Raw genomic sequence first — 22,460 nt, 5'->3', positions numbered from 1 at the left:
AAGGGGAGATGTAATTGCTAACTTATAAATATAAGGCGATTTCCAAAAAGGGTGCGGAAATCGAAGGCTTCATAGAAGCTTTTAGTGAATATGAAGCAATCAATAAAATTAAAGAAAACCATGATATTGTAACAAGTATTTCAGAAGTAAAAATGGGAAAAGGAAATGCTGTTGCAGGAAAAATCAATGAAAAAGCATTGGCAATTCTATGCTCCCAGCTTTCTGTTATTGTAGGTGCGGGGCTTCCCATTCTTCGTGCGGTAGAAATGATTGCGGCACAAACAGAGAATAAAAAGCTGAAAACCATAATGGAGGGGGTTTCCAAGGATGTTGCATCAGGGGTAAGCTTGGCGAAAAGCTTTCAAACCAAAGGCCCCAACCTTCCTATTACGTTTATTGAAACCATTCGCTCAGGTGAGGAATCGGGAACCTTGGAGCATTCCTTTCGTCGGCTTCATGACTACTTTGATAAAACTGCAAAAATGAAGGGGAAGGTCAAAAATGCTATGGTATATCCTGCATTTACCATGATTGTGGCGGTTTTTGTCATTATTATTATTATGGTTAAGGCGGTACCTGTTTTTACAAACAGCTTTGCAGAATTGGGAGTTGACCTCCCGTTGCCTACAAAGATGTTAATTGGCTTATCTAATTTCTTTGTACATTATTGGTTTGCCTTGGTGGCTTTGATTGCTCTTGTTCTGGTTATATATAAATTATATGAAAAAAAGGAAGACAATCGTTTGAAGCTGGAGCATTTCAAGCTTAAAATTCCCATCTTTGGAAAGCTTGCCATGTTAAAGCAGGCATCCCAATTTGCCGCCACCATGTCAACATTGATTGGGGCAGGCTTGCCTGTGGTGGAGGCGGTTTCCATTACGGGGAAGGTGATGGATAACAAATATATTGGCAGTCAAGTAAAAGGCACGGTATCTATGCTTGAGGAAGGAAAACGCCTTGGGGATAGCTTGCATAATCGAACGGAACTACCCCAGCTTTTGGTTGAAATGACAGCCGTGGGGGAAGAAACAGGTTCCCTTGAGTCAACCTTGGATACCATAGGGGAATTTTATGATGGTGAAATTGATACCCAGACCTCAAGAATGGTAACCCTTTTGGAGCCAATTATCATTTGTGTTTTGGCGGTTGTAGTATTGTTTATCCTTGTTTCTGTATATGCGCCAATGTTCTCTCTGTATGGAGGAATATAAAAAATGGAAGCCTTTCCAGAAATTAACGCAAAGCAATTGTTTTACAATCGTTGCCAAAAGTCTGTTGGGCATTTAAAATAAATCTACGTGGATTTCTGCGTTGCAGAACCTAGAATTTAAGTTGTTATTCATTTGTGAGAAACCCGCTCACATAGAATATATTTTTATTGACTATTTAAGGAGGTACATAATATGAACAAAATTTTGAAAAGAAAAAATAAAAAAGGCTTTACATTAATGGAAATGCTGATTGTTATTGGTATTATTGCTGTCTTGGTTGCAATTGCGATACCTACGTTCAGTGGAGCAAAGAAAAAAGCGGAATATGCCGCAGACTTAGCAAACGTTCGTGCATGGTATGCAGAATCATTGACTAAAAACATGGCGGAAGATACTCCTTTACCAACTAGCTATACTGGGCCAGAACGCAAACTATCAGGTTCAACTGTAACAATTACAGGAACGAAGGCTGAGGATTTTAAAGTTGTATACGACCCAAATGGAACAACTGCGGATGAATCTGGTTACCCAAGTGTAACTTTCCCAACACCACCAGCATCCATCACACCTCCCACCACACCTACCACAGGTGGTTGATATTTAATAATAGTTAAATGATATACTAGATATATCCCAATTTCTACCTTCATTCCGATAGAACTGTGGCGGGTTGCAGTTCTATCGAGGGTTTTGGATAAACAGGAGAAGTGCTTATGCTTCCATTAAACAGTTTTCAAGATACTTACATATTAGCATACATGTTTATTTTAACTTTTTTCATTGGCTCCATAATGGGGAGTTTTATCAACTGTGTTGCGTGGCGCATTGCCCACGGCGAGGACTTTGTCCGTGGAAGAAGCCATTGTCCCGTTTGTGGACATACCCTAACCCCTTTTGAGTTAATACCTATTGTGTCTTATTTGATGCAAAAGGGAAAAAGCCGTTGTTGTAAAGAGAAGATTTCCATGCGCTACCCTGCCACGGAGCTTTTGACTGCTCTGGTTTTTGTTACCTTGGTTTGGAAATTCGGCTTAAGTTTAGATACTTTGATGTTTATGGTTTTAGGTTTGATTCTTATGGCAATTGCCCTTGTGGATTTGGAAACAGGAATCATTCCTGATGGTCTGATTATTGCAGGAATTCTTAATTTTGTTTTGTTTACTTGCTTAAAAGGTGATATTATCTTTTTAAAGCTCCTGAAAGGAGCGCTTGCTGGATTGGCTATTTCTGCCCCTATTTTGATTCTTTCCCTTGTGATGGATCATTTTTTGCATAAGGAAAGCATGGGTGGCGGAGATATTAAGCTGTATTTTATAGTGGGGCTTTATTTCAGCATACAGGTTAATGTACTTCTGGTTTTGCTGTCTTGTGTTTTTGGAATATTATTCACACTGATTTTTCAAAATATTCGTGTGGAGGATGAAGAAAACCCCATGGCATTTCCCTTTGGCCCTTCCATTGCAATGGCGGCAATGACTTGCGTTTTTTTTGGCCAGCCCATATTGCAATTTTATTTGGGGTTATTTTAAGTTTGAATATGACCGGCTGGTTTTGGAACAGCTTGGATTTTATATATTTTTAGAGTACCGATAAAGTTTGATACATAGGAAAAGCGTTTATGTAAGACACAGGGGAGGGTTATAATGTCCAAAGGATATACAGGAATACAAATTGGGGAGAGCAGTATCAAAATGATACAGATTGTCGATGGAAAGGCAGTGAAAACGGCAACGGAAATTACGCCGGATAATCTGGTGCGGGATGGATACATTTTGTCCTTTGAGGCTCTGGCAGATATTTTAAAAACAATGGCGAAAGCCAATCAAATGAAAAACCGCAATGCAGTTGTTGTTCTGCCTTTGGAGGTCTGCTATTTACGCAGAACCAGTATGCCTTATATGAGCACAGATCAATTAAGGTTAAACCTTCCCTATGAGTTCCGAGATTATATTCATGCTGATCGAGAGGAATATTATTATGATTATGCCGTCGTTGGTCAGGAAATGGATGAAGAAGGGGAGATACGCTCCTTGGAACTGCTGATAGCGGCAGTGAAAAATGAATTGATTGAGAAGTATACAAAAATATTGCATTTGGCTGGTTTTAAGCTAAAAATTGCATTACCGGATGCTTGTGCGTTTGGCAATATCATTCGTGACTACGAAAATAAAAATGAAAACCACCCCGATGCTTACTGCATTGTAGATTTGGGGCATTCCGGTGTACGGGTGCATTTATATAAGGGGAGCGTTTACGAAACCACTAGGGTAATTGAGTATGGCGGCGGTGCCGTGGATTCTGTGATTGCCGAAGAGTTGGATGTGGATGTACATATTGCTTCTTCTTATAAAATGAAAAATTACAATAATGTGCAAGAAGCAGAGGCTTGCAAGGAGCTTTATGGAAAGATGATTGTTGAAATATTCCGTTCTATAAATTTCTATAATTATAATAATCCCAACAGCGAATTAAAGGACGTTTATTTTTGTGGAGGATTGGCAAAGGTTACGCCGCTGATGGAAATGATTCGCTCAACATTGGAAGTGCGCTGTCATAGTATTGCTGAATTGATGCCTGAAAATGGGCAGGATGAGAACTTGGAATTGATTTGTGGAGCAATTGGAGCGACTTTGCAATAGGGGGTGAGCTGTTTGGGGATATTGGATAAAAAAATTGGAGTGAAATACCCGACCAAAATTAGTATTAACTTTGCGGTTCGGGAAGCAAAAAGTGTAGATAGAAAATCAATGCTGCCCATAGGAATTTTTATACTTATTTGTGTTTTGGGCTTTTTAAAATTGGGAGTTTTGGATTTGCGTCATTCTGTAAATCAGGCAGAAGCGAGTGCACAGCAGGCACAGGTGCAATTGGATCAAATGAAAGAAGCAAATTCTATTTATGATGATGTTTTGAAGGAATATAACGAAAGCGTGTCTTTAAGCATCACTTCACCTGTAATTGCAACCTTGTCCCAACGGTTAGAAATTGTGAATCAGTATTTAATCTCTATGGCGAAGGTGGAATCCTTTAACGTAATGGATGATATTATTACTGTCAGAATCTCAGGGGTAACCTTAAATCAGGTTTCTAGTATTTATACAGATATCATGAAAAATAGTTTTGTCTCTAACGTGCAAATTTATACTGCCAGTACCGATGGTGAAAGCGGTTCCCTTACCACTGCAACAATGACCATTATCCTTGCTGTGGATGAAACCAAGGTGGTTTCCAAAGAGGAAGGAGGCGAGGGACAATGATGTTTAAGTCTTTTACAAAGCGTGAGAAAGTATTGCTGGTCATTTTGGTTTTGATTCTATTTTCAGCGTTATATTACTTTACAGTTGCTCTTCCTTCTATCAATCGTATCTCCGCCGCAAACGAAAAAGCGGCTTCGGTGCAGGATGATATTATGCTGGAAATGGCGAAGATGAAGAAAATAAAAGAGATGCAGGAAAAAATTGAGGAAGCCTCTTCCTCCAATGGATTTAAGACGGTAATTCCCAATTATAATAACTTGGAAAATGTGATGAGGCAAATGGATGCTTTTCTAAGTAGTTCAACGGATTATAAGCTGTCCTTTTCGCCGACAACAGAGGAGAATGGCTTGCTGTACAGACCGATAGATGTGGAGTTTGACTGCGCAAACTATTCTGCCGCCCGAGCAATTATTGACAAAATATACACGAGTCCCTTTAAATGTGTAATTGATAATATCAGTGTTGATAATATGGAATATCAAGATGCTGATATTGTAAATCATCCTGTTAAGGTTACCATGACAGTAATTTTTATTGAAAAGAAGGGTAAATAACAACCATTTGAAAAATCCAAAGTAATTTAAAAAAGCAGGCGTAATTGCCTGCTTTTTTTATTGCCTGTTTTTTTGAGAGCATGGTTGTCAAATTCTACTATTTACATTAAAAGGAAATACCTTGCCATAAGGGAAGGTTTTGAAAAAAGAACCCTATAAATTGAAATTATTAATTGAAGAGACATATTGACATTCCAGTGATTGTATGGGCTATAACTAAAATATGACGATTAAAAGGGAAGGATTGGATCAACTTTTTTGGAAGGAAAGCATATGAGCCAAAATACATCATGCAATGTTTCTATTGAAAATCAAGAAAGAGAGGATGAAAAGAATGGATTTTTCATTAACGAGAGAACAAGAAATGTTGAAAAAGCTTGCACGCCAATTTGCGGAAATAGAATTGGAGCCCGTTGCAGAAGAAATTGATCGTGAGCATGTTTTTCCTGCCGAGAATTTTAAAAAGATGGCAGAAATCGGGCTGACAGGGATTGGAATTCCTAAGGAATTTGGCGGTTCCGGCGGCGGTACATTGGAAAAGGTTATAGCAGTTTCGGAATTCGGTAAAAAATGTATGGCTTCTGCGTCTATCCTATCCATTCATTTGATAGCACCTCAGGCTATCTATAAATATGGCACAAAGGAACAAAAGGAAACATATCTTCCTCGTTTGACAAAAGGGGGAGAGCTTGGTGCTTTTGCCCTAACGGAACCCAATGCTGGATCTGATGCTGGTGCGGTAAAAACAACAGCCATCCTTGATTCTCAAACAAATGAGTATGTTTTGAATGGAACGAAATGCTTTATCTCCGGTGGCGGAAGAGCAGGCGTGCTTGTGATATTTGCGCTGACGGAACCCAAAAAAGGATTAAAAGGGATGTCAGCAATCATTGTGGAGAAGGGAACACCGGGTTTTAGCATTGGTAAAGTGGAATCCAAAATGGGCATTGCAGGGTCAGAAACTGCGGAGCTTATTTTTGAAGATTGCCGTGTACCTGCCGCAAATCTTCTTGGCAAGGAGGGCAAAGGTTTTAAAATTGCAATGGAGGCCTTGGATGGAGCCAGAATTGGCGTTGGTGCTCAGGCAATTGGTATTGCAGAGGGAGCCATTGATTTATCTGTGAAATATGTTCATGAACGCATTCAGTTTGGAAAGCCCATTGCCAATTTGCAAGGGATTCAGTGGTATATTGCGGACATGGCAACAAAAACGGCTGCTGCAAGAGCACTGGTTGAGTTCGCGGCATACTTAGAGGATGCAGGCAAGCCTTTCACTAAGGAGTCGGCAATGTGTAAACTGAATGCTTCGGAAAATGCACGTTTTGTTACCAACTTGGCATTGCAAATTCATGGTGGATATGGATATATGAAGGATTATCCTTTAGAGCGCATGTACCGTGATGCAAAGATTACGGAAATCTATGAAGGCACTTCGGAAATACATAAGGTTGTAATCGCCAGAGAGGTAATGAAAAGATAAGGAGGAGTGTTAACCATGAGAATTTATGTTTGTGTAAAACAAGTTCCGGATACATCGGGAAAGGTTGCTGTAAACCCCGATGGAACCTTAAACCGTGCATCTATGGCGGCTATTATTAATCCCGATGATATGAGTGCCATTGAGCAGGCCTTAAAGTTGAAGGATGAAACAGGCTGTCAAGTTACAGCCCTTACCATGGGGCCACCTCCTGCGGAGGGAATGTTGCGGGAAATTATCGCAATGGGCGCAGATGATGGCGTTTTAATTTCCGCCAGAGAGTTCGGTGGTTCCGATACCTTCGCAACCTCTCAAATTATATCGGCGGCGATACATAAATTAGGGCTTTCCAATGAGGATATGATTTTTTGCGGTAGGCAGGCAATTGATGGAGATACAGCACAGGTAGGACCGCAAATTGCAGAAAAATTAAGCATTCCTCAGGTGACTTATGGGGCAGGGATTAAAAAAAGCGGAGATTTGGTTTTGGTAAAGCGCATGCTGGAAGATGGATATATGATGATAGAGGTGGAAACACCCTGCTTGATTACTTGCATTCAGGATAAGGCTGTAAAACCACGCTATATGACTTTGAATGGAATTATGGAATGCTATAGCAAGCCTCTTTTGGTATTAGATTATGAAGCCCTTAAGGATGAACCCCTAATCGAATTGGATACGATCGGTCTGAAAGGTTCTCCTACAAATATATTTAAATCCTTTACGCCGCCACAAAAGGGTGTAGGCGTTATGCTTCAAGGAACAGACAAAGAAAAAGTTGAAGATTTGGTGGACAAATTGATGCAGAAGCATGTCATTTAACCGAAGGGAGATGGGCTGAGTATGGCTTTTAACAGTGCTGATATAAATTCGTTTCGAGATATTTGGGTATTTTGCGAACAGAGAGAAGGCAAGCTTATTAATACAGATTTTGAGCTGATTTCAGAAGGAAGAAAGCTCGCTGATGAGCGGGGCTCAAAATTGGTTGGTATTTTATTAGGACATGAGGTAGAAGAGATTGCAAAAGAGCTAGGTGGATATGGTGCAGATAAAGTGATTGTTTGCGACCATCCCGAATTAAAATTTTATACCACAGATGCTTATGCCAAGGTACTTTGTGATGTGGTTATGGAGGAGAAACCCGAGGTTATTTTGATTGGTGCAACAAATATTGGCCGTGATTTAGGCCCCAGATGTGCAGCACGCTTACATACGGGTTTAACAGCAGATTGTACCCATTTGGATATTGATATGAACAAATATGTGGACTTTCTTTCCACCTCCTCAACATTGGATATATCATCCATGACCTTTCCTATGGAGGACACAAATTTAAAAATGACCCGTCCTGCCTTTGGCGGACATTTGATGGCAACTATCATTTGCCCTAGATTCCGCCCTTGTATGTCTACTGTAAGACCCGGGGTTATGAAAAAAGCAGAGTTTAGCCAGGAAATGGCTCAGGCTTGTCAGGTTGTTACACGCCATGTAAATTTATCTGATGAGGACTTAAAGACGAAAGTAATCAATATTGTGAAAGAAACTAAAAAAATTGTTGATTTAATCGGCGCCGAAATTATTGTTTCTGTTGGACGTGGAATCAGCAAGGATGTGCAAGGGGGCATTGCCCTAGCAGAAAAGCTTGCCGATGCGTTTGGGAATGGTGTTGTTGGCGGTTCTCGTGCGGTTATTGATTCCGGTTGGCTCCCTGCGGATCATCAGGTTGGGCAGACGGGAAAAACCGTGCATCCTAAGGTATATGTTGCCCTTGGTATTTCCGGCGCCATTCAGCATAAGGCAGGTATGCAGGATTCAGAGTTGATTATTGCGGTAAATAAAGACGAGACTGCTCCTATTTTCGATTGTGCTGATTATGGTATAACAGGGGATTTGTTTAAAATTGTACCAATGATGATTGATGCAATTAAGGAAGGTAAAAATGCTTGAGTCATGAATCATAATTCGTAAGCTTTTAATTGACCGGGGAGGAATCGTATGAAAAAAGCGCTGGAAGGTTTGAAGGTCGTGGACCTTACAACAGCATTAAATGGGCCTTTTTGCACCATGATTTTAGCGGATTATGGGGCGGAGGTTTTGAAAATTGAGCCCATTGAGGGGGAGCAATGCCGTTTTTGGGGCCCTCTTGATGAAAAAAGTGGCGAAAGCGGTTTTTATAATTATGTAAATAGAAATAAAAAGGGTGCTACCTTAAATTTAAAAACAAAAAAAGGATTGGAACTGTTTTATGAGCTTGTAAAGGATGCAGATATTTTGGTGGAGAATTTCAGAGGCGGCATCACGAAAAAACTGAAAATCGACTATGAAACAATTAAAAAAATAAACCCTGCTATTATCTATGCTTCTGGATCAGGCTTTGGACAGTATGGCCCAATTACCCACCGTCCCTGCTATGACATTGTTGCCCAAGCAATGGGTGGGATGATTAACTTAACAGGATTTAAGGAGACGAACCCTGTAAAGGTAGGGCCATCTGTTGCGGATCATGTTGCTGGTATTTATTTGGCTCTAGGTGTTATGCTTGCTTTGTATAACCGCAAAGTTACAGGGGTAGGTCAGCAGGTGGATGTGGCTATGTTTGATACCATTTTCAGTATCTTGGAGAATGCACTGGTGAACTATACCATGGGCGGAGAGATTACCCAGAGAAATGGAAATGTGGATCCCTCTATTTCTCCTTTTGATGTGTATGAATGCAAAGATGGTTTCGTTGCACTGGGCGTTGGAAATGACAAGCTTTTTAGAACCTTTTCTGCAACCATTGGGCATCCTGAGTTAATGGAAGATCCCCGCTTTGCAACCAACGATCTAAGGTGCAATAACTACATACCCGATTTACAAAACCTGATTCGTGGATGGTGTAAAGACTATACCAAGGGTGAAATTGAAAGCATCATGGATGAAGCAGGCATTCCTTGCGGCCCTGTTTTGAACGTGAAAGAGGCCATTGAGCACCCTCATATACAGGAGAGAGAAATGATGGTGCATTGTGAGCATCCCACAGCGGGAGATCAATATTTCCAAGGCTGTGTGATAAAGCTATCGGAAACACCGGGTGAGGTATCAGCTCCATCGCCCCTTTTGGGTCAACATAACCGAGAAATTTTTGGTCTTACAGAAGAAGAAATGAAGAAGCTAAAAGAAGAAGGCGTTTTATAATTTTATAAAATACTTTTACTATGAAAAATAAAGATGGAGGTGCAAATTTCATGAGAAAGGTATCTATTTTAAGCTATAACATGACCACAGCCGATGGAGCGAATCAAGATGGTTTGATTCCCATTGGACGACAATTCGATTTTATCGGAGATGTGGAAACAGAAGAAATGATTTTGGTAGATGGAGATGAATCCCTCTGCTTGGGTTACGAAGATGTAAAATGCTACAAGGATGTGTATGTGGGGGATATGATTGATTTTAAAGCCACCCTGACCAATGTGGGAAATACCTCTAGGGATTGCTGGATTGAGGTGTTTAAACTGGCGACCCCTGCTTTTCGAGAAGGAAAAACAGATTGCAAGCCGGGAGATATGGTTTGGTTTGACGAGCCCATTCTGTGCACAGAGGGAAAGGTTCGTCTTGTTGTGAAAAAGCATTTACAAAGAGGTGCCCAGCCTGAAGGCAAAGTGGTTGAACCATGGCGTCCGTTGGAAGATTTTCCGGAATAAAAATTCTTTTGTTGAAAGAAAGGGGAATGATTATGAGTGAACAAAGCGTAACATATCGTTACAGAATGTCAGATAGAGATGTTTTTTATGGTGGCGGCGTTGTAAACGGAGCAAGAAGCATCACCCTTGCCAATGATACTGCTAACCGCTTGATGGCCAAGGTGTTTCAAAACACAGGACATTGCGTAGAAGTTAGAAAAGTGCGTCTATATGAGCCTTGCTTTGCGGGGGATTATATGGAATTTATGGCAAGGATTAAGAAAATGGAAGGAAATCGTGCAGTGATCGAGGTGCGTTCTTTTAAAATCATTGAAGTGCCTGAAAACCCTCCATTTCCAAGCTCTATTGATGTGCTCCCTGAGCCACCGTTGTCTACAGTAGTCCAGTTTGTATACGAACCCTATTAAAAGCCTATGCATACCATTGAATGCATTAAAACAAGGCGAAGTATCAGACGATATTTACCAAAGAAAGTAGCTCATTCAGTAATCGAGGAGCTAATAGAATGCGTCAGATGGGCACCTTCTTGGAATAATTGTAAGGCAGTGAGATATACGGTTGTGGAGAATGCAGAGCATCTGCAAACCTTGGCAAATACCCTGGTTGCTCCTGAAAATATCCATATTGTCAAAAATGCACCCTTAATTTTTGTCATTTCCAATGTAAAAAAACGTTCCGGCTATGAGCGGGATGGTCATCTTTCTTCATCAAAGGGGGAAAGCTGGGAAATGTTTGATGCAGGGGTTGCGTGCCAAACCTTATGCCTTGCAGCAGCGGAGCTGGGGCTGGGAACTGTAATAATGGGCACATTTGATGAGAAAGGTATTTCCAAGTTTATTGATTTACCGGAAAATGAGGAGATCATTGCTTTGGTGGCCTGTGGCTATGCAAATGAAGTGCCAGTGCCGCCAAGGAGGAAAGCAGTAGGGGAGATACTAAGATATTTGTAATAAGGTAACGATACTACTCAGGAAAAAATCCATAGGAGCGGGCATTTATGGAAATTTCCCTTTGTAGAAGTTGCTGGAAACCATTTCACCATTTTATAACATAAAAAAGAGGCTATTTGCAAAACAAAAGTTTTTGTGAATAGCCTCAAACTGTCTTAAAGCCGTTTAACAATACAAAATTTTGAGAGAGATAGAAAGTTCTTTTTTGCCAAGGAATAAGCTCACTGATTTTTTAAACTAGTTTTCCCATGGGCAGTTTAAGAACTTTCTGGAAAAAATGGAATGTCAAAAGCTGTTTGAAAGGCTGATGGTTTTTAAAAGGGTGCCGATTTTATCGGCACCCTTTTTCTATACTCATTTTTTCTTTTTCTCAATGGGAATTATTATTTTAGTCACATGTTGATCAATATTATTAATGTCCAATGGAGAGATTATAAACTCCTCAGAAACAGGACCAATTATTTTGTACTGATTTTGATTGATCCATTGAACTAATCGAATATGGGTATGAATGATATCAGCATAATTTCCCACATGAATTGCGGTGGCAGCGGTGATGTCTCCGAAAGTTCTAAAGCAATCGCCTTCCTCTGAGGAATCCACAGTAATGCCAAATTCAATGTCGGTATCTGTATATAAAAATTGCTCTAAAGGGTTGCAAAAATATGTAACAATAATGGTTCCCTTATTTTTCAAATTCAAACTATCGCATAAATCAAGAATTTCCACCCACCTATGGACGGAAACATCAATGTTTGAGTAATTGGACATAGTTTTTCGTGTAAAAACCAAATACATTTGGGGAATTTGTTCTATTTTAATATCTCCCGGTATGATAGCATCTTTGACATTTAAAAGGTCTACACCTGTTTTCAAGCGTTGTAAAAAAGCGCTTGTCGATGCATATTTTCTTTGCAGACAATTGATTTCATCCAATAGCTCCGTTAGCTTTATTTCAATGTTTTTTTCCAAATCATCTGCTTTGTTTCCGGTTATAATACTTTGAATTTCCTTTAAACCGAAATCCATGGAACGGAGTTTACGAATAATGCAAAGGGTTACAAGCTGATTTTTGCTGTAATATCTGTATCTATTGACCTCATCTCGAAATTCGGGAACAACTAGTTCTATTTCATCATAATAACGCAAGGTCTTGCTGGGAATGTTACAAATTTCTGATACTTCTCTTATAGAGAATTTGTAGTCGGCATTCATTCTCTCATCCTCCCCATAAAAATGATATGAATTAGTATAACACAATCGGTTAACGATATCAAACTTAATAAAGAAAAGAGAAAAACTTCATTTTTTTTGCATATTTTTTTTGCACACTTTTCATTTTGCTGGTGAAAACAGAAAATAAAAAACCAGATAGAATCCTGTGGTAGGAATGTTTTGACAAAAAATTGTTTTTTTATATGAAAATTAATTAGAAATATCATTGACATTCCCCTTACTGCAATGCGTATAATCAGGCTATGATTATTGTTAAATTACAATAATATTTTAGAAAATAAAGGCGAAAAATTGACATAGGTTTACAGAGGAAAACATGAATCCATCTCGAATATTTGAAATATACATAATAATTCCGTTTTATTTTTAAAATATTTGTAGTTTTTTGTTGATTCAAAAAAAAGAATAATATTTTTTATTTCCCAAGAAATAGTGTGTTTATTCTCGTTTTCTATGGTAAAAAAATCGCAAACATCCAAGCTTATTGCTATGAGGATTCTTTCATAGTTTTTAATAAGTATAAACATAAAAGCTATCGATAAAAAATGATTGGAAGGGGGCAGGATGGAGAAGCGGGATTGGAAAATGGAAAGCTATTTACTAACAAGGGAAGGTGAGCGTTAATGGACTTAATGATTAAAAACGGTACTATTGTAACAGAAAAAGAAATGTTTCGAGGCGATATTGCTGTGAAAGACGGAATCATTGCTGCAATTGGAAAGAACCTTTCAGACATTCCTTGTGAAAATGTTGTGGATGCAGAAGGAAAGCTTGTTTTGCCGGGTGCGATTGATGCCCATACCCATTTGGCGATGCCCTTTGGCGGAACAATTTCTGCAGACGGATACTATGCAGGAACAAGAGCGGCAGCCTGTGGCGGGACCACCACGGTTTTTGATTTTGCGCTGCAAGACTTTAACGAAAAAATGTTAGATGTAGTAAAAAGAAGAGATGCCCTTGCGGCTCCCGAAGCCGCTGTGGATTATGCCTTCCACGTTGGCGTAAAGGACGTTCATGGTGATCTCTTGGATTCTATGAAAGAGGCAGTAGAATTTGGTGTTCCATCCTTTAAAGTTTTTATGGTTTATGATTTTGGCGTAACAGACGGTGTTTTTTATCAGGTTCTTGAAAAAGCAAAAGAAATAGGCGCACTTATTTGTGTTCATGCAGAAAATAATGAATTGGTAAATACTTTAGTAGAAAGATATACTTCCGAAGGAAAAACAGCTCCATGGTATCATTACATGTCTCGCCCTGAGTTTGTAGAGGCCGAAGCGGATTTTAGGGCTATTTCATGGGCGAAATCTCTAGATGCTCCACTTTACATAGTGCATTTGGCGAACAAAAAAGGTGTGGAGTACGTAGCGAAAGCAAAAGAAGAAGGCTACCAAATCTATGCTGAAACTTGTCCCCAATATTTGAATTTCACCTGCGATGTCTATAAGAGAGACGACGCAAGAAACTTTGTCTGTTCACCACCTATGAAGGGGCAAGAGAGTCAGGATGCCCTTTGGAAGGCATTAAAGCAAGGCGTAATCGACACAGTTGCCACAGACCACTGTCCATTCCAGCAGTCTGAAAAGGATTGGGGTAAGGATGATTTCAGAAAGATTCCAAATGGCTGTGCTGGTGTAGAAAATATGTATCCTTACATGCTGGCAAAGGCAAACAATGGCGAATTAACCTTTATGAAAGCGGTTGAGGTATGTTCTTCAAATCCTGCAAGAATTTTCGGTTGTACCCAAAAAGGCAGCTTAACCATTGGTAAGGATGCAGACATTGTAATATATGATCCAGAAAAAGACTTTACGGTGGCCTGCGAAACCATGCATTCCGATTATGATCACACCATTTGGGAAGGCACAAAGCTTCATGGGTATCCTGTGAAAACCTTCTCCAGAGGCCGCCTTGTTTACGATAATGGAGAGTTCAAAGGGGAGCCCGGCTGGGGGAAATTAATTAAAAGAAGTTTAAGTCCAAAAAATCTAAAATAGATGGAGAGGGTTATATGAGTAAATATACGCAGCAGGAAAAAAACGGTCTTTATGAATTAACACCCGAAGCAACCGCCGAGCTCAGCAATTCTCATTATTATAACTCGGATTTGGCGCCAACCACTGTAAATGAAAGAACATGGAATGCCTTTAGCATTTGCAACCTTTGGGTTGGTATGTCAATTTGTGTTCCATCCCTTGCCCTTGCATCTTCCTTGGTTGCTTTGGGTATATCACCAATGCTTGCAGTGGTGAACGTTATTTTGGGTAACCTGATTGTGTTAATTCCCATTCAGCTAAACTCTAAAATCGGAACAAAATATGGTATTCCATTCCCCATTTTCTCCAGAATGACCTTTGGAAATAAGGGAACCCAGTTACCTACTTTTTCAAGATCGATTATAGCCTGCGGGTGGACGGCGGTGCAAAGTTGGGTAGGTGGCGGAGCCATTGCTGCATTAATTGGTGTTGCAATCCCCATGTTTTCTGACCAAAGCATGAAAGTTGCTCTTCCTGGTAATGATGGCGTTGTTGTCGGACAATTAATCGGATTTTTCCTCTTCATGCTTTTGGTTTTCGTTGTTGCTTATAACGGTATGGAGAAAGTAAAATGGGTTCAAAATATTGGCGGCCCTATCTTGATTATCGTTATTTTAGGTTTATTAATGTGGTCATTAAATGCGATTTCCGGTTCGGGGCATTCCTTAGGGGATGTATTTGCTGTTGGAAATGATGCAACACTCATTGAACAAAATGGAGGTTTTACCTTTGTATTTATGGCGGGACTAACGGGAAATATTGCCTTCTGGTCCACCATGGCTCTGAATATTCCGGACTTCTCCAGATTTGCAAAGAGCCAAAAGAGCCAATTTATGGGGCAGTTGGTGGGCATGCCAATTCCTATGGCGCTGTGTGCGTTTGTTGGTGCTTTATTTGCACAGGCAACAAAATATACGGTGGGTGAAGCGCTGTTTGATCCTACAAGTGTATTCTATTATGTAGATAACAAGCTTCTTGTTGCAATCTGTGCAGTTGGTGTAATCATGGCAACCATAACAACTTGTGTTGCTGCAAATGTAGTTGCACCTGCAAATGGTTTTTCTAATATGTCTCCTAAAAAAATCAGCTACAAAAAGGGCGTAATCATCACTTGCTTGATTGCAACCTTCGTAACCCAGCCTTGGTGGATTTACGGTTCGGGCGCAAGCTATATCTTTAACTGGCTGAATAATTATGGAACCATTATTGCTCCTGTTGCTGCAATTTTGATTGCTGACTACTTTATCTGTAAAAAACAGCTTGTAGATGTTGCAGGCTTATATCAGGGCGAGGGTGGAAGATATTGGTACAGCGGTGGTTGGAATAAAAATGCAATGATTGCATGGGGTGTATCCTTCATTATTCCTTTAATAGGAAATACTGCTTTAAAATATCATGCTGGTTCCGGTTTAAAGCCTAACTTTATTCAATTCTTAGCTGCCAACGGATATATGGTTTCTTTCATAATTGCCATTGTTGTTTATGTGGCTTTAATGAAATCGGCACAAGGAAACGTAAGCTATGGCTTCGTAAGTCAAGAGGAGCACGAAGGATTTACGATGAATGACAATTAACAATTGTTTCATCATCAATGTGTTTTGAAGATTCGTTCATAACGGACAGTGTATATTGCACCTCTGTATTGCCTATTGGGATTGATTGCAATACAACTGGGGATACCGTTTTGGAAGCGGATAATCCCTAAAAGCCCGTTAAATAAAGAGAAAAAATATAGAAAGAAGGAATGAATGATGTACAAATGCAGTTTAGAGCGAACCAGTGACAAAATCAGAACTTTTTCTAAGTTTGGTGATGCCGGCCACGGAGGAATTACCAGATATTCTTTATCTGACGAGGCAAAACAGGCAAGGGAATATTATATTGAAAGAATGACAAAAATCGGTGCAACCATTGAAACTGATGATTTTGCCAATATGTATGCAACACTACCGGGCAGTGATCCCAATGCAAAAAGAATTGTAATGGCATCTCACGCGGATTCTGTTAAAAATGGTGGTAATTATGACGGTATTTTAGGCGTCATTGGAGCTATGGAGGTTTTGGAAACCGTAGCGGCAGACAATATTCCTCATAAGCATCCCTTGACAGCAATGATATGGACAAATGAAGAGGGTTCCTTATATCCCCCTGCAATGATGAGTTCCGGTGTTGTATGCAATGCTTATCTGCCGGAAGGAATTGCAAAGAATTTTAAGGAAGAGAATATGCTTGCTTCCAAAAGTGTTTTAGATAAAATATCAACCTTTGGCGAGGCTCTTGAAAAAAGCGGTTATAAAGGCAAAAAAGAGAACCGTTTAAGCCCTGACAACTATAAGGCAATGTTTGAATTACATATTGAACAAGGTCCTATTTTGGAAAATGCCGGTTTAGACGTTGGTGTAGTTACCTGTGTTTTGGGTATGTTTAACACCAGAGTGAAATTTTATGGTCAGGCGGCTCATGCAGGCACATTCCCTATGCAATACCGTCAGGATGCCCTTTATGCGGCGGCACAGGCGCTTTGCTATCTTCATGAGGAAATAGATAAGCTTGGATATCCTGAGCTGGTATATACCACGGGGGAGGTAGTTGTTCATCCCTGTGTACATACTGTAATTCCTGATTATGTCGATTTCTCCCTTGATGTACGCCATGAGAATCCCGAAGTGCTGAAACAGGTTTATCAAATCGTTCGGAGCTTGGATGGTCAGGAATGGGCAAAATGCCGTTGTGAAGTGGTGGATCAGTGGAATCGAGATACCGTTTATTTCGATAAAAAGCTGGTGGGCTATGTGAAAGAGGCTGCAGAGGAATTAAATACGAAGCATCAATATATCAATAGTGGTGCAGGTCATGATGCACAATTTGCCGCATATGTTTTGCCAACCACCATGATATTTGTTTCTTCCGAAAAGGGTTTATCCCATTGTGAACCCGAGCATACAAGTGACGAGGTTTGCGCTGAAGGAATTAGTGTATTGCTGAATGCAGTTTTAAAGTGTGATAAAGAATAGTTTTTGAAACTTATCATTTTTTATGACTAAGACTGCCGGGAGGCGTCTGAAAATTTTGAGGCGCCTCCCTCTTTCATCACATTTTTAATGATAATAAAAAAGAAAGAGGGGTATGGAATGACTGAGTGGGAAATGATTTTTAAAGATGAAAATAATTTCTTATGCTTCAGTGACTGAATTTTATTGATACAGAAAGAAAAATGTGATTCATTTTCAGTTTATTCCAGAAAAAACAGAATTGGGTGAAAGTTCAGGTTGATATAATTTGTAGCCTGAAGATATGAGAGGAGTTGAGGAATTTGAGTAAAGTAATTAAATCAACGTATGTTTCTGAGGCTGTTGAAGGCTTTACGCCAAGAACAGCAATGGAAGAAGCTTCAAGATGCTTACTATGCCATGATGCCCCTTGCAGCAAAAGCTGTCCCGCAGGTACAGATCCTGCAAAGTTTATTCGCTCTATTCGCTTTAGAAATGTGAAGGGTGCGGCAGAAACCATCAGAGAAAACAATGTTCTGGGTGGCAGCTGCGCAAGAGTCTGTCCTTATGATCGTCTTTGTGAGGAAGCTTGCAGCAGGTGCGGCATTGATAAACCTATTGAAATCGGAAGATTACAGAGATTTGCTGTGGAACAGGAAGAAGCTCTGCAAATGAATATTTTAAAAGCCCCTGAAACGAAAAAAGCTGGAAAGGTCGCTTGTGTTGGTTCCGGGCCTGCCTCCCTTGCTTGTGCAGCAAAGCTTGCTTTGGAAGGCTATGAGGTTACAATTTATGAAGCTGAAGAAAAAGCCGGTGGTGTTTTGACCTATGGCATTGCACCTGCAAGATTACCTCAGCATGTTGTTGACCATGATATTAATACAGTGAAAAACTTAGGTGTGAAGTTTGTATTTAACACAAAAGTTGGAAAAGATATTTCCATTGAAACCCTTCAGAAAGAATATGAAGCAATCTTTATCGGTGCAGGTTTATGGATGGAAAAACTGCCTGAAATTCCCGGCACAAAACTGACTGGGGTGTTGGCAGCGGCGGATTTCTTGAAAAAAGCGAGAAAATCTGAGGGTACATATGATCCCGGCAGAAGGGTTATCGTAATTGGCGGTGGCAACGTAGCCATGGACTGTGCGGTTTCCGCAAAACTCTTGGGTGCAGAGAAGGTTGATATTTATTATAGAAGAACCCTTGAAGAGGCTCCTGCGGATATGGCTGAATTCCAGTATGCGTTATCTTTGGGTATCTCTATCACCACAAACTTTGCCCCTGCAGAGGTAGTAGGTACGGATAAGGTAGAAGCCATGAAGTTCAATGGTAGAGATGGGGAATCCGAAGCGAAGGTTGCTGTAGACACCGTTGTTTTTGCCATTGGACAAGGGGCTGAGGATATGACAAGCTTGGCACCCTTCTCAGTGAACGAAAAAGGCTTGATTGTGACCGAAGGTGGTTGCAAAACAAATATTGATGGAATTTTTGCCGGCGGTGACGTTGTTTTAGGCGGAAAAACCGTGGTTGAAGCTGTTGCATCTGGAAAAGCTGCGGCAGAAGAGATGATGAAGTATCTTGCACAGAAAGAGGTGAACTAAAATGGGGATTAAAAAAGATTTATCTATTGATTATTTAGGTGTTAAATGTGAAAATCCGTTTTTCCTGTCCTCATCCCCTGTAGGTAGCAATTATGAAATGGTGGCGAAGGCCTTTGAAACGGGCTGGGGAGGTGTTTTCTATAAAACCATTGGTATTTTTGTTGCAGACGAGTGTTCACCCCGTTTTGACCATGTGAAAAAGGAAGGAATGCCTTGGCTAGGCTTTAAGAATATGGAGCAAATCTCAGACAAGCCCACAGAGGTGAACTTTGAGAATATGTATAAGTTGAAAAAGGCTTATCCTGAAAAAATTATGGTTGCCTCCATTATGGGTTCCAATGAAGATGAATGGCGTAAGCTTGCTAAAATGTGCGATGAAGTAGGTGTGGATTTGATTGAGGGAAACTTCTCCTGTCCTCAGATGACATCTCATGCCATGGGTTCTGACGTTGGCTCCAATCCGGATTTGGTGCGGGCGTATTCCAAGGCAGTTGCAGAAACCACCAAAATTCCTTTCATTGCAAAAATGACGCCTAACATTACAGATATGACTATTCCTGCCATTGCAGCAATGGAGGGTGGTGCAAAAGGCATTTCTGCAATCAATACCATTAAGTCCATTACCAATATTGATTTGGATAACATGACGGGTATGCCTGTTGTAAACGGTAAATCTTCCATTTCCGGTTACTCCGGCGCCGCAGTAAAGCCTGTTGCATTACGCTTTATTGCACAAATGCTCCAGCATGAAAAGCTGAAAAATGTGCCTATGTCGGGTATTGGTGGTATTGAAACATGGAGAGACTGTTTGGAGTTCTTACTGCTGGGCTGTAGAAATTTACAGGTAACCACATCCGTTATGCAGTATGGCTATCGTGTGGTTGAGGATATGTCCAACGGTTTGATGCATTGGATGGATGAAAGAGGCTATGATAAGCTGGATGATTTTATTGGTATGGCTTTAGGCAATGTAATTCCAGCAGAAGATTTAAATCGTGATTTCAAGATTTTGCCGGATTTTAATGATAAAAAATGTGTAGGCTGTGGAAGATGTTATATTTCCTGCTATGATGCAGGACATCAAGCAATTGATTGGAATACAGAAAAACGCAGACCAGAACTGAATGATAAATGTGTTGGTTGTCATCTTTGCTTAAACGTTTGCCCTGTTGCAAACTGCATCACACCCGGCGAAGTAAAATGGAAAGATGGCAGACAGGAAGTTGAAATTGCAATGAAAAAAGATTATGAATAAATAACGTTTCATGCCGTTATAAATTCTCTTCCCAATTTAAAATATGAAAAAGCACTCTGAATTGCAGAAATGCGGTTTAGGGTGCTTTTCTGTTTAAGGGGCACTATTCTGAAAGCTTGGGTTTCATTATCAAAATAATGGTACTGATTATAGCAGTACATTCTAATCTCAAATTCCTAAGAAGTAAACTAAGTCTAAAACCCCCTTGCATCGCATAGGACAAGAGGGTTTTTTATATAAATGGAGTAGGAGACTAGGAGGTATTTTATGTTTACACCAAAAGAACTGAAAGACTTAAAAAAAGTGGATCCTCTTGCAGTAAATCTTGATGATTTGATTGATATTAATGATGTTGAAATACAAATGCAACTTCCAAGAGAAGAACGAATTGCGGATTTTATAAGACAAATTAAGAATCCATATTTATTTAAGTGTGGGAATGTCGTTGTTAAGATTGAATTTTCTCAGGCAGAGGTAACTCTGACTGAGCGAATGAAGCAATATATGAGATTGAAGTAGTGACCCAAGATTTTTCTGAGCACAAAAAAGCAGTTTTACCCTTGTTTACTGCCTATTTATACAAATTAGGGAGGGTTTTTATGTTTGGCAATGAAACGCCGAAAGCGTATCGGGCGGGAATTTATTTGCGTTTATCAAAAGAAGATGGAGACAAAATTGAAAGCAATAGCGTACAAACCCAAAGAGCATTGATTCATTCATATATAAAAAACAAAACGATATTCAGTTAGTCAGTGAAAAAATTGATGATGGTTTTAGTGGAGTTACTTTTGATAGGCCGGCATTTCAGGAACTTCTGGAGGAAATCAAACATGGGGTTGTAAATTGCGTTATTGTGAAAGACCTCTCTCGTTTTGGCAGGAACTATATTGAAGCAGGGAAATATATTGAGCAAATTTTCCCTTTTTTAGGGGTACGATTTATCTCAATTAATGACAATATTGATACAGCTAAAGAAAATGGTTATACAAATAGCATGATTGTCCCATTTAAAAATTTATTAAACGATGCTTATAGTCGGGATATTTCAATAAAAGTTAGGTCTCAATTGGAAATGCGGCAAAAGCGTGGTGACTTTGTAGGGGCATTTCCTGTTTATGGATATATACGTGATGAAGAGAATAAACATAAGCTGAAAATTGATGAAACTGCGGCAGAGATCGTTCGGAATATATTTGCTATGCGCATGGATGGATATAATAATTTATACATTGCCGATTATCTTAACCGTTTAGGGGTTCCCTCTCCCATGGAATATAAAACATTAAAAGAAGAGGGTTTTTTTACTTCATTTAAACTGAATCCAAAGGCAAAATGGTCTCCTATGGCTGTGGACCGTATATTAAAAAATGAGCTATACACAGGAAATATGATTCAAGGGAAAGAAACAACGTTGAATTATAAAACGAAAAAAAGGATGGGGAAATCCAAAAAAGATTGGATACGAGTTGAAAATACCCATGATGCCATTATTCCCAAAGAGGATTTCGCCATTGCACAGCAAATGATGTTAAATGATACAAGAACGTCTCCCCAGAGAGACAGTCTTTATTTACTTTCAGGAATGCTAAGGTGCGGTGGTTGTGGAAGCGGTATGGTTCGGAAAATTGTGAAGGCAAGGGGAACTACATATACCTACTATATTTGTGCGAAAAATAAAGAAGATAAAAAGGAATGTTCCAGCCATAGAATCCGAGAGGATGCTGTTTTAGAGGCTGTGTCGGTATTATTGCAAAAGCACAAGGCTATTTTTAATCAGTTAAATGGGGAAAGCATTGCATGGAAGTATGCTTCAAATGAACTTGAAATACAAAAAATATCGGAGCAGATAAGCTGTAAAAAAGAGGAATTACAAAAATATCAGGCCTTAAAAAATTACATATATGAAGATTATAAAGATGGTACTTTGACAAAGACTGAGTATCAAAATATGAAGGCGTATTATGAAAAAATATGTACAGAGACTGAACAATGCATGCATTGTTTAAAACTGGAAAAAGAAAATTTAGAGAATGAGAACTTTAAGAAAAAATCATATAGAATAGAAGCTCAAGCAAGAGATTTTTCTGTGGAATTAAGAAGGTCTGCTTTGGTTTTGATGATAGAGAAAATCATTGTTTTGGATGGGAAAAAAATAAAAATGGTATTGCGTTATCAGGATGAATTTTTCATAAATAGTGAAGGCTGAAATA

Annotated in this window: 22 protein-coding genes; 21 read left to right on the top strand and 1 reads right to left on the bottom strand. The window is 39.6% G+C overall.

The genetic code is table 11. The features are described 5' to 3' along the window. The first annotated feature begins 14 nt into the window (after positions 1 to 14). From CPRO_RS10565 to CPRO_RS10505, 13 genes are all read left to right on the top strand, one after another. Positions 15 to 1,211, top strand: a complete 1,197-nt coding sequence (locus CPRO_RS10565) for a type II secretion system F family protein (RefSeq protein WP_066051485.1) — start codon at positions 15 to 17, stop codon at positions 1,209 to 1,211. Positions 1,212 to 1,403: 192 nt separating this feature from the next. Beyond that, the gene (locus CPRO_RS10560) at positions 1,404 to 1,808 is read left to right on the top strand and encodes a type II secretion system protein (RefSeq protein WP_066051482.1); all 405 of its coding nucleotides are present in this window, start codon (positions 1,404 to 1,406) and stop codon (positions 1,806 to 1,808) included. A gap of 116 nt (positions 1,809 to 1,924) precedes the next feature. Continuing rightward, a complete protein-coding gene (locus CPRO_RS10555; protein WP_082754331.1) occupies positions 1,925 to 2,740 on the top strand; it encodes a prepilin peptidase in 816 nt (271 codons plus the stop codon). A gap of 114 nt (positions 2,741 to 2,854) precedes the next feature. After that, positions 2,855 to 3,850 (top strand): pilus assembly protein PilM, encoded by a 996-nt coding sequence (gene pilM / locus CPRO_RS10550; protein ID WP_066051480.1) that lies wholly within the window; start codon positions 2,855 to 2,857, stop codon positions 3,848 to 3,850. A 12-nt stretch (positions 3,851 to 3,862) separates the two neighbouring features. Continuing rightward, positions 3,863 to 4,468 carry a hypothetical protein gene (locus CPRO_RS10545; RefSeq protein ID WP_066051477.1) on the top strand — a complete coding sequence of 202 codons (606 nt, stop codon included), beginning with the start codon at positions 3,863 to 3,865 and terminating at the stop codon, positions 4,466 to 4,468. Further along, complete coding sequence (gene gspM / locus CPRO_RS10540; protein WP_066051474.1) at positions 4,465 to 5,022, top strand: type II secretion system protein GspM; 558 nt, start codon at positions 4,465 to 4,467, stop codon at positions 5,020 to 5,022. Before CPRO_RS10545 ends, gspM begins: the two co-directional genes overlap by 4 nt. A 334-nt stretch (positions 5,023 to 5,356) precedes the next feature. Beyond that, positions 5,357 to 6,502, top strand: coding sequence for an acryloyl-CoA reductase (gene acrC, locus CPRO_RS10535; RefSeq protein WP_066051471.1), 1,146 nt, complete (start codon positions 5,357 to 5,359; stop codon positions 6,500 to 6,502). A 15-nt stretch (positions 6,503 to 6,517) separates the two neighbouring features. Then, positions 6,518 to 7,321, top strand: coding sequence for an acryloyl-CoA reductase electron transfer subunit gamma (gene acrB, locus CPRO_RS10530; RefSeq protein WP_066051468.1), 804 nt, complete (start codon positions 6,518 to 6,520; stop codon positions 7,319 to 7,321). A gap of 21 nt (positions 7,322 to 7,342) precedes the next feature. Next, positions 7,343 to 8,446, top strand: a complete 1,104-nt coding sequence (gene acrA / locus CPRO_RS10525) for an acryloyl-CoA reductase electron transfer subunit beta (protein ID WP_066051465.1) — start codon at positions 7,343 to 7,345, stop codon at positions 8,444 to 8,446. Between the two features lie 48 nt (positions 8,447 to 8,494). Further along, positions 8,495 to 9,676 carry a CaiB/BaiF CoA transferase family protein gene (locus CPRO_RS10520; RefSeq protein ID WP_066051462.1) on the top strand — a complete coding sequence of 394 codons (1,182 nt, stop codon included), beginning with the start codon at positions 8,495 to 8,497 and terminating at the stop codon, positions 9,674 to 9,676. A gap of 50 nt (positions 9,677 to 9,726) precedes the next feature. Continuing rightward, the gene (locus tag CPRO_RS10515; RefSeq protein WP_066051458.1) at positions 9,727 to 10,185 is read left to right on the top strand and encodes a beta-alanyl-CoA:ammonia lyase; all 459 of its coding nucleotides are present in this window, start codon (positions 9,727 to 9,729) and stop codon (positions 10,183 to 10,185) included. A gap of 32 nt (positions 10,186 to 10,217) precedes the next feature. After that, on the top strand, positions 10,218 to 10,592 hold the full coding sequence (locus CPRO_RS10510; RefSeq protein WP_066053960.1) for a hotdog fold domain-containing protein: 375 nt from the start codon (positions 10,218 to 10,220) through the stop codon (positions 10,590 to 10,592). Positions 10,593 to 10,598: 6 nt separating this feature from the next. Then, positions 10,599 to 11,135 carry a nitroreductase family protein gene (locus tag CPRO_RS10505; protein ID WP_066051455.1) on the top strand — a complete coding sequence of 179 codons (537 nt, stop codon included), beginning with the start codon at positions 10,599 to 10,601 and terminating at the stop codon, positions 11,133 to 11,135. Between the two features lie 354 nt (positions 11,136 to 11,489). Here CPRO_RS10505 and CPRO_RS10500 read toward each other — a convergent pair whose 3' ends face one another. Continuing rightward, entirely contained in the window at positions 11,490 to 12,350 is an 861-nt protein-coding gene (locus tag CPRO_RS10500; protein ID WP_066051452.1) for a MerR family transcriptional regulator, read from the bottom strand. 644 nt (positions 12,351 to 12,994) lie between these two features. Here CPRO_RS10500 and hydA point away from each other — a divergent pair. The 8 genes from hydA to CPRO_RS15820 all read left to right on the top strand — a co-directional run bounded on the left by hydA (position 12,995) and on the right by CPRO_RS15820 (position 22,456). Further along, entirely contained in the window at positions 12,995 to 14,365 is a 1,371-nt protein-coding gene (hydA, locus tag CPRO_RS10490) for a dihydropyrimidinase (protein ID WP_066051446.1), read from the top strand. Positions 14,366 to 14,379: 14 nt separating this feature from the next. Then, entirely contained in the window at positions 14,380 to 15,978 is a 1,599-nt protein-coding gene (locus tag CPRO_RS10485) for an NCS1 family nucleobase:cation symporter-1 (protein ID WP_066051443.1), read from the top strand. 177 nt (positions 15,979 to 16,155) lie between these two features. Further along, entirely contained in the window at positions 16,156 to 17,418 is a 1,263-nt protein-coding gene (locus tag CPRO_RS10480; protein ID WP_066051440.1) for a Zn-dependent hydrolase, read from the top strand. Between the two features lie 299 nt (positions 17,419 to 17,717). Then, entirely contained in the window at positions 17,718 to 18,995 is a 1,278-nt protein-coding gene (locus CPRO_RS10475; RefSeq protein WP_066051437.1) for an NAD(P)-dependent oxidoreductase, read from the top strand. A gap of 1 nt (position 18,996) precedes the next feature. Further along, positions 18,997 to 20,250, top strand: coding sequence for an NAD-dependent dihydropyrimidine dehydrogenase subunit PreA (preA, locus tag CPRO_RS10470; RefSeq protein ID WP_066051434.1), 1,254 nt, complete (start codon positions 18,997 to 18,999; stop codon positions 20,248 to 20,250). Positions 20,251 to 20,517: 267 nt separating this feature from the next. Next, positions 20,518 to 20,769, top strand: a complete 252-nt coding sequence (locus CPRO_RS10465) for a DUF6870 family protein (protein WP_066051431.1) — start codon at positions 20,518 to 20,520, stop codon at positions 20,767 to 20,769. Between the two features lie 80 nt (positions 20,770 to 20,849). Then, entirely contained in the window at positions 20,850 to 20,999 is a 150-nt protein-coding gene (locus tag CPRO_RS15825) for a recombinase family protein (RefSeq protein ID WP_157881669.1), read from the top strand. Beyond that, positions 20,957 to 22,456, top strand: coding sequence for a recombinase family protein (locus CPRO_RS15820; RefSeq protein ID WP_330383892.1), 1,500 nt, complete (start codon positions 20,957 to 20,959; stop codon positions 22,454 to 22,456). The genes CPRO_RS15825 and CPRO_RS15820 overlap by 43 nt, the downstream gene beginning before the upstream one ends. Positions 22,457 to 22,460: the final 4 nt, after the last annotated feature.

Origin of the sequence: Anaerotignum propionicum DSM 1682, assembly GCF_001561955.1 — a bacterium.
Classification (GTDB): domain Bacteria; phylum Bacillota; class Clostridia; order Lachnospirales; family Anaerotignaceae; genus Chakrabartyella; species Chakrabartyella propionicum.
The sequence above is the reverse complement of the archived record's forward strand: the minus strand, read 5'-3'. Positions and strand labels throughout refer to the sequence as shown.